The sequence below is a fragment of the Leptolyngbya sp. FACHB-711 genome, assembly GCF_014695615.1.
GTDB lineage: Bacteria > Cyanobacteriota > Cyanobacteriia > Elainellales > Elainellaceae > Leptolyngbya_A.
Map to the genome: position 1 here is coordinate 1 of NZ_JACJOR010000221.1, position 8,524 is coordinate 8,524.

Genomic DNA, 8,524 nt, shown 5'->3' on the forward strand with positions numbered 1-8,524 from the left:
ATGGTAATTATCTAGGCTTTAAAGGGTGCCTGAATTACCTGAGTCTCGCGTATGCTGGTGATTATGCAAGCAAAGCCGCGCCGTCCTCGCCGTCCTCGCAGACGCAAACCTCAGTCAAATTCCTGGCTGCTGATGGCAGTCGTATGGCTGCCCGTTGCTTTGGTGTTGCCCCGGCTGCTGCAAGGCAATTTTTCTGCTTCGCAGAATGAATTAAATCGTCCAACCGCTGACGCGCCTGCTGCTGCTGATTATCCCAGGGGGGGGACTGCTTCGCCTCGTCTGGCGGGTTTTGAGAATGCCTTTCAAGCTGTTACCGGGTTATCGCAGCAGATTGATCCCAGCAGTCAAACCCGGGAAGGCATTACTCAGGCACAGTACGATCGCTGGAGACAGTCGCAGGGACAGCTGCCGCAGCCGATCGCCAATCTTCAGCCGTCGGAAGTGGAAGCAATTTATCAAACCTATTGGCAGCAGGGAAACTGTGGCAGCTATATCGCGCCGCTCGACATTGCCTGTCTGGACACGATGCTTGCCTTTGGCACAGAAGACGGCAGATCTTTCCTGGCAGCCTTATCGCCCAATCCCCAGCAAGCAGCGATCGAAGTCACTCGACGGCGAATTGCTTATCGCCAACGTCAGCAAACTTCCAGTCTTAGTGGCATCACTCCGTCTGGTATGGACAGCGCAAGTGCGGATCCACAATCGCTGATGGCTGGACTCGTCCGCGATCAGGCACTGCAAGCGTTTTTAATCCGCGATCGGGCAGGAGGCAATCGGCTTGCCACGCAGCCGCCCGGAAGGTCGCTGGCTGAATCCAATTTCTCAGACACTCCCCAAGCAACTTTCCAGCCTAATCCAAATCGTTCTGTCCGAAGTCCTAATCGCCCACCGTCCCCCCATGGCGATTCCGATGCAGGCTCACCGTTTCCAAACTGGTCACAAATTAAGGGATTGCTGCCCAGTTGGCTACGCGGCAAAGATGCTGATCCGCTTGTTGTGCTGGACTCAAGCACCCTTTACGCCAACGCCAAGCCCTTCACCGTCGAACTCTGGATTCACGTAGACAGCGGCTACGCCCCCGCAGCAGGAATTATTTTGCGATCGGATGGCTTAGTGCTAACCAACCATCATGTGACTGCCAATAACCCTACGCCAACCATACATCTGGCAGACGGACGCAAATTTGCCGGACGGGTAATCATCAGCGATCCGGCGATCGATCTGGCTCTGGTGCAAATTGAGGGCGCAAACGGGCTGCCCACCGCAAACCTGGCAGATAGCACCAAAGACGTTCAGACAGGGGATACCGTTTATGCGATCGGCTCACCGATGGGAACCCACTGGAAAATGAGCCAGGCACAGGTGATGCGAACGGACAGTCTCTGCGGCAGTCGTGCCCTCGATCGTCAGTGCATCCGTACCCCAAGCGGCTTTTTGTATCCGGGCAATAGTGGCGGTCCACTGCTTAACAACAAAGGCGAAGTGATCGGCGTGAACCGTGCCATTCAGGAAAGCACCGGACAGGGCGTGAGTATTCCAATCGAAATCGTACAGCAGTTTCTAGCTCGATCGCAGCAGCAGTTATAAAGGGGTTTGAGAAGCTCCAGAAGCTCTAAACTCTAGAAGCTCTAATGTTTTAACTGGGGCGATCGTGTAGACACAAGTTTTCTGATTGGTTTTCAAAACTCTTCAGCCCCCTAAATCCCCCAGAATTGAGAGATTTTGAGCATGAGCGGAGTTAACTCAGTTCTTCCCAGCATCGTGCTCCTGCCCTAGTCCTTCCACAAAGCAATTCCCCCCAGCAGTCCGTTCACATTTGGCACGATCGTCACATTCTCAGGCAGTGTAATCTCGATTTTTTTGGCATTGCCGCCGCCCAGATATAGCCGATCGTAGTTAAACGCATGGCTCAGAGTGGCGATCGCCTTTTGGAGCCGTTCGTTCCAGCGTTTTTTACCAATGTCGTCAAGGGCGGCTCGTCCAAGCTGCTGCTCGTAAGTCTCGCCTTTGCGAAAGGGATGATGTCCGAGTTCCAAATTGGGCACAAGGATACCGTTGATAAACAAAGCAAAGCCGGTTCCAGTTCCCAGCGTCATCATCAGTTCAACGCCCTGCCCTTCGATCGCCCCATATCCCTGCATATCAGCATCATTAATCACGCGCACAGGTTTGCCCAACGCTTCAGACAACGCTTTGCCCAAATTGAAGCCAAGCCAGCCGCTATCCAGATTTGCCGCCGTGTAGCACGTCCCCTGCCGCACGACCCCCGGAAAGCCCACCGACACGCGATCGAATGATTTGTCTTGTGCAAGCTGCCGAATTGCCCGCAAAACCGAGTCAGGCGTTGCGGGTGCAGGCGTGTCTAGCCGATCGCGCTCCGAAAGCGGGTTGCCTGCTGGATCTAAGGTCATCACTTTCACCCCACTGCCGCCAATGTCTACCGCCAGAGTGAGCGGCTGTGCAGAAGTAGAAGCCATGTCGGATTGGAATTCCTCCAGCATTTACGATCGTCCTTTTGAATGGTTGCCTGAATTGGGATCTAAATCGGGATCTAATTTTTGCCTGAGTCGTTGCCTGGCTTCACGGGGGCGAAGCGATTTCCCTTAAATTCTATCAACTTGATTATGGAGGCTAATGCGCCGCGCTCAACGAATCTTTGCCATGATTTTAAGAAGCCTCGCCGCCTTTAAAAATGCGCCAAAATCCTCAAATCACTGCTCTACTTAAGCAAATTCGGGCATGGCAAAAAGCCATTTCCACCGAACTTAGCCTTCAATCAGAAAGTTCCGCTCACGCTAAAGCGCCGCGACATCTCATCCTGATTCTGTTTGTGCTACGGCTGCTAGAGCAGCAAAATCAGGGTTTATCAGGCTTCGCTTCAGACCAACGGTTTCATCCAGGCAAGCTATCCCCGCTCAAATCGCAACCCGAATCCCTCGCGCAGTTGCAGCAGGGCGATCGGCTCTATTCCCGTTTGGTAGAACTGTGGCGATCGGTACAGCCCCGTTTTGCTAGCTTACCCGTTGCGCTGGAGCTTGAACCCGATCTACCGTTAACCGATCGACTGCTGCGATCGATCATTGGTCGTCTTTATCAATCGGAGAATTTGTGTGCCCTTTGTTCCACTCATTTGTTAGGACAGATTTATGAAACCTTATTGAAGGATTCTCCTGTTCGTTCTTCTCAGCGTAAATCTCAAGGCATTTACTACACCCCCGCGGCAATCGTACAGTTTATCGTGCAGCAGACGATCGATCGATTGCTCGAACCCTCTAAAGCATTGGCTGATGTGCAAACCGTTGGTTCCCTGCCGCGTTTACTTGACCCTGCCTGTGGCGGTGGCGCTTTTCTGCTGGAGGCCTATCAAGTTTTGCTGAATTGGCAGCTTCAACAGGTGGTCAGCCACTATCCAACCGGGCATGACCTGCTCAGGCAAAACAAATCAGGCGAATGGCAACTGTCCTGGGCAGCCCGTCAGCAGATTTTGCAGCACTGCATCTATGGCGTAGATCTCGACCCGGAAGCCGTCACAGTCACCCAGATTTCGCTGTGGCTGAAACTGCTCGAGGGCGCGATCGGGCTAGACAATACGCCACCCGATCCACTGCCTAACCTAAACGCCAATCTAAAAATTGGTAATGCCTTACTCGATGAAGATGCAATTTCTCTCCAAAAGAGAACTCGTGAAACAGCAAAACTCGATCGTGCAACCCATCCGCTGAACTGGGAAACTGCCTTTCCAGCAGTAATGCGATCGGGAGGATTTGGTGGAGTGATTGGCAATCCGCCCTATCTAGATTCAGAGCAGATGATGCTCTCCTGTCCGACTTGGCGCACCTATTGCGCGACCCACTATCAAACAGCGATCGGCAACTGGGATTTATTTTGCGTCTTTATCGAGAAGGCGTTAATGCTCTGTCGATCGAGGGGTATTGCGAGTTTGATTGTGCCCAATAAGTTGGCATCGGCTCCCTACGCGGCACAGACGCGATCGCTCTTGATGCAACACCGATTGCTGCTGATTCGCGACTATGCTCAGGTTCCGGTCTTTGCAGCATCAGTTTACCCCCTGGTGTATATGGTGCAGAAGGAATCGCCGCCGAATCAAACCCCAGTGCGCTACGAGGTCATGGCAAATCTGACGCAGGTGCAGCGATCGGGCTGGCTCAACCAAAATGCAGAAAGTCCTGAAGCTTGCTGGCAGTTCGCTGAGTCTGCGGTTCACGCTCGTTTAATGCAGCGATTGCAGCAATTGCCCACTCTGGGATCGATCGCCCAAGTATATGGAGCCGCCACAGTCGCGGAAGCTTATGCGCTGCAACCCTGGATACAAGATTGCGCAACGCCTGCCCTAGAGCATTTTCGCTTCGTAAATAGCGGCACGATCGATCGCTACTGCCTGCAGTGGGGCAAAAAGCCAACTCGCTATCTGGGACAAATTTATCAGCACCCGATTCTAAGCAGCGATCGACTGCACTATCTCACGGCAAGGCGGCAGCAGCAGGCACGCCAGCCCAAAATTATCGTTGCTGGGCTCTCACAGCAGCTAGAATGCTTGCTGGATGCGACAGGAACCCTGCTAGCAGGCAAATCAACCTGTATTATTCTGGGAATTCCCCAATCGATCGACTGGCGATATTTGCTGGCATTGCTGAACAGCCATTTACTCACTGCCTATTTGCGCGATCGCGCGAGCGGAAATCAGCTTCAGAGTGGTTATTTGCGAATCGGCACTGCACAGCTTAAATCTCTGCCCATTTATCTCCCCGACCCTACCCAATCGATCGACCGTGAGATCTACGCAGAAATCATCGATTTAGCTCAGACAAGCATCAGTGAACGATTGCAAAATACAGTCGATCGATTCACAAAATCTAATACAGAAATCGATCTCCAGATAGATCAGCGGATTGCACATCTCTATCGATTGACAGATGAGGAAGCGTTGACAATCACGCAAACTCATGTCAGCAAGGACAGTTCAGCAAGGACAGTAAACGCTAGCCCCACCAGGGGAGATTGATTCAACCAGAGCAATTTTTTTCCGCGCTCTTACTTGCGGTTCATTGCACCTACGCCACCGAACAGCATTGCCAATCCTCCTATCAAAATTACGATCGCCAGACCGCCGATTGTCCAGTCCAGCCAAGCCGTATTTTCCATACCCATTCTGCTGCCTTTTGCTCACAAATCGCGCTTTGATCTTAGCCTGTTTTCGCTTATCTTTTGGGCGAACCCTGGTGCTAGATAGAGCGTTTCGCTGAGGTCGATCGCAGCTTGCGGATCACGATACCCTGCGTGGGGCTAAACAGCAGTGCCAGCAAAAATAGCGCGAACACAATCAGCGCGATCGTCGGACCCGAAGGCAAATCCAGAAAATAGCTGGTGTACATTCCCGAGACGCTGGCAAACACGCCGATCGCCGCTCCAAGAATCATCATCCAGTGCAGCTCTTTCACCAACAAATAAGCGGTCGTTGCCGGACCGACCATCAGCGACACCACCAGAATCACACCAACAATTCTCATTCCTGCAATCAGAGCCAGCGTGATACCTGCCATCATGCCTAGATTAATCCACTGCACAGGCAACCCAGACGCTTCTGCACCCACTCGATCAAACGTAAAAAACAATAGTTCTTTATAAAAAAGTTTGATACAAACGAGAATTACAAGGCTAATGATCGCAGTTCGCCCTACATCGCTCCAAGTGACACTTAAAATATCGCCGAATAGCAGATCAAGCAAATCTAACCGACTCTGAAATAGCGTCAGCAGCGTAATTCCCAAGCCAAAGAAACTGGCGAACGTAATTGCCATCGCCGCGTCAACCGACACCCGCGACTGCGATCGAATCCAGGCAATCACAAAAGCACTCAAAATTCCAAAAATAAACGCACCGATCAGCATCTCAATGCCAATAAATTGAGCGATCGCTAACCCCGGCAAAACCGCATGGGCAATTACGTCTCCTAGCAGTGCCATTCGCTGCACAATCAGATAGGAACCGACGATCGGACAGAGAATGCCGACGAGAACGCTGATGACGATCGCGCAGCGCATGAAGTCGTAGTTTAGCGGTTCGAGCAGCAGGGAAAGCATGGAGAGTGAATGGGGGGTAGCGTTTTATGATGCTTTTAGTGTGAGGGTCTCCTTTTAGATTAATCCGCGATCGCAAAAGCTCTACCACTTCTGACACGGTTTAGGTTTAGCAACGGTTCAGCCGTGATTTAGTCGTGATTCAGCAGTTCAACAGAAAAAGGGAACCTCCGATCGCCGTGACCGATCGCCCTGCAAATTTTCCCCGTAGGCGCGCTGGATATTTTCGAGGGTCATGACTGCCTGGGGCTGGTCGTCTGCCAGAAGTCGCTGGTTGAGCAGCAGGAGGCGATCGTAGCGGTGCAGTGCATCTCCCCATTCGTGGCTGCAAATGAGCAGCATTTTGCCCTGCCGCTTTAGCTCGGTAAACACACGCAGCATAATTGCCTCTGTTTTTTTGTCAATCCCGGCGAAGGGTTCGTCTAGCAGGAAAATTTCGGCTTGCTGAGCCAGGGCACGCGCCAGAAATACGCGCTGCTGCTGTCCGCCGGAAAGTTCGCCGATCTGCCGATGCTTGAGATGCAGCATATCCACCTGGGCCAGTGCTACCTCGGTCTGCCGCGCTGCCTGAGGAGCCGGACGACGAAACCAGCCTGTCGTTGCCGTATGTGCCATCATCACCACATTCCAGGCAGTAATGGGATAGTCCCAGTCAATTTGCGATCGTTGCGGCACGTAAGCAACCTGGTTTCGCTGGCGACGAAGCGGCATTCCACCCAGCAGCACCCGTCCCGTTTGCAGAGGAACCAGTCCCAGAATCGCTTTGATCAGGGTACTTTTGCCCGCTCCATTCGGACCAATCAACCCCACTAATTCACCGGGAGCGAGCCTCATCGACACATCTTCCAGTGCTCCCGCTCCCCGGTAATTGACAGAAACTCGCTGCACCTCTAGCATGACAAGTAAAAGATTATGAGAATCATTTTCATTTTCACACCTGTCAACCAGAAGATCAACTGTCGTTTAAGGTAAACTGGAGGTTCAGAGATGTCTGCTGATGCCCCACTGACTCAATCGCGATCGAAGATTCCATGCAGGCAAAAGGCGCGAGCCGCTCGTGGGCTAATTGCGATGTGCTTCGCGGTCGGCTTTAGTGGATGCACTCCTGCGGCTCAGCAAGCTGAAACAAATCCTGCGGCTACCGCAAACTCTTCCTCGGCAGAGCGTCCTGCTGTGGTTGCCACAAGCAGCCTGCTCTGTGATCTGACTCGTCAAATTGCCCAAGAGACGATCGACCTTACCTGCCTGATGCGGCCCGATCAAGACCCACACGCCTACAAAGCCACACCTTCTGATCGACAGGCGATCGAAACTGCCGATCTGGTGCTGTACGGCGGCTACAGCTATGAGCCAGAGCTAATTCGCCTTGTGCAGGCAACGCAGACACCCGCCTCCAAAGTTGCCGTTTACGAAGCAGCCGTTCCCAATCCGCTGATGGCAGAGCCGCACGATCACGAAGAAGGTGAAGCACACGCCGAAGCAGATCATGACCACGAGCAAGGCGAAGTCCAAGCGCAAGCCGGAGAAGCCCAGGCTCCTGACCCCCACGTCTGGCACGATGCAACCAATGGCGTAAAGATTACTGAAGTTGTGCAAGACCAGCTCACTCAACTCATGCCCGATCGCGCCAATGAGTTTGAGCAGAATACTGCTACGCTCACCGCAGAACTCTTGCAAATCAACGACTGGATCAAGGCTCAGGTCACAACAGTTCCCGATTCTGCTCGTCAGATTGTGACTCCTCACAATGGGTTTCAATACTTCGCAAAAGCGTATGGAATGACAATCAGGGGCGCGCTGGATGGCCTGAGTAGCGAGGAAAAACCTTCGCCTGCAAGATTGGCAGAGCTGGTCGATACAGTAAAGGAAAGCGGCGTGAAAACCATTTTCTCTGACACGACGACCAATCCTAATTTAATTCAGTCTGTCGCCCGCAGTGCCGAAGTGCAGGTTGCCGAACAGCCGCTTTTTATTGAGGGTTCTGGTGGTGAAGGAACTGCTGCGCCTACATACCAAGCCATGCTGGTTGAAAATACCTGTACCGTCGTCAATGCGCTGGGGGGACAATGCGATAAATCCGCTTTACCCGATCGCTAAAGCCTTGCATTTGCTCTAGCCGGTCATCCGCGATTCAGGTACTCCGCCGCTTCATTGCGCTCCAGAAGCGACAGAACCGACTTGGGCAACAGCTTGTCCTTAAACCAGATGAGCTGCGCGGGAGTATCAGTAAATTTTACGCCTGCTTTCTCTAGATTCAGCCGCTCGGAAATCGCCAGAATCAAATCATCCCGTCCTGATTGCCGCACTTGGTAAAACTTCTTCCGCAGATATTCCGGCCGCCAGTATCCGACAATTTCCAATAGGAACGATCGCCCGTCGGGGTGAACCAGGCGAAAGTCGGGGATCATGACGCTGCCGGGAATCGG

General features: G+C 52.7%; 7 protein-coding genes. 3 read left to right on the top strand and 4 right to left on the bottom strand.

Annotated features, from left to right (window positions below; genetic code table 11):
* Positions 1-51: 51 nt before the first annotated feature.
* Positions 52-1,587, top strand: coding sequence for a trypsin-like peptidase domain-containing protein (locus H6F80_RS08425; protein ID WP_190791128.1), 1,536 nt, complete (start codon positions 52-54; stop codon positions 1,585-1,587).
* Between the two features lie 185 nt (positions 1,588-1,772).
* On the opposite strand, the gene H6F80_RS08430 is transcribed toward H6F80_RS08425, so the two are convergent.
* Positions 1,773-2,477 (bottom strand): ROK family protein, encoded by a 705-nt coding sequence (locus H6F80_RS08430; protein ID WP_190791129.1) that lies wholly within the window; start codon positions 2,475-2,477, stop codon positions 1,773-1,775.
* Positions 2,478-2,692: 215 nt separating this feature from the next.
* On the opposite strand from H6F80_RS08430, the gene H6F80_RS08435 reads away from it, so the two are divergent.
* The gene (locus tag H6F80_RS08435; RefSeq protein WP_190791130.1) at positions 2,693-5,023 is read left to right on the top strand and encodes an Eco57I restriction-modification methylase domain-containing protein; all 2,331 of its coding nucleotides are present in this window, start codon (positions 2,693-2,695) and stop codon (positions 5,021-5,023) included.
* A gap of 220 nt (positions 5,024-5,243) precedes the next feature.
* On the opposite strand, the gene H6F80_RS08445 is transcribed toward H6F80_RS08435, so the two are convergent.
* The gene (locus H6F80_RS08445; protein ID WP_190791132.1) at positions 5,244-6,101 is read right to left on the bottom strand and encodes a metal ABC transporter permease; all 858 of its coding nucleotides are present in this window, start codon (positions 6,099-6,101) and stop codon (positions 5,244-5,246) included.
* A 147-nt stretch (positions 6,102-6,248) separates the two neighbouring features.
* Positions 6,249-6,995, bottom strand: a complete 747-nt coding sequence (locus H6F80_RS08450; RefSeq protein ID WP_190791133.1) for a metal ABC transporter ATP-binding protein — start codon at positions 6,993-6,995, stop codon at positions 6,249-6,251.
* Positions 6,996-7,085: 90 nt separating this feature from the next.
* Here H6F80_RS08450 and H6F80_RS08455 point away from each other — a divergent pair, with 90 nt between their 5' ends.
* Positions 7,086-8,195: a metal ABC transporter solute-binding protein, Zn/Mn family gene (locus tag H6F80_RS08455; protein ID WP_190791134.1), complete on the top strand. Its 1,110-nt coding sequence runs from the start codon at positions 7,086-7,088 to the stop codon at positions 8,193-8,195.
* Between the two features lie 23 nt (positions 8,196-8,218).
* Here the strand turns inward: H6F80_RS08455 and H6F80_RS08460 are convergent.
* On the bottom strand, positions 8,219-8,524 hold a 306-nt coding region (locus H6F80_RS08460), incomplete at its 5' end, for a DUF790 family protein (RefSeq protein WP_190791135.1).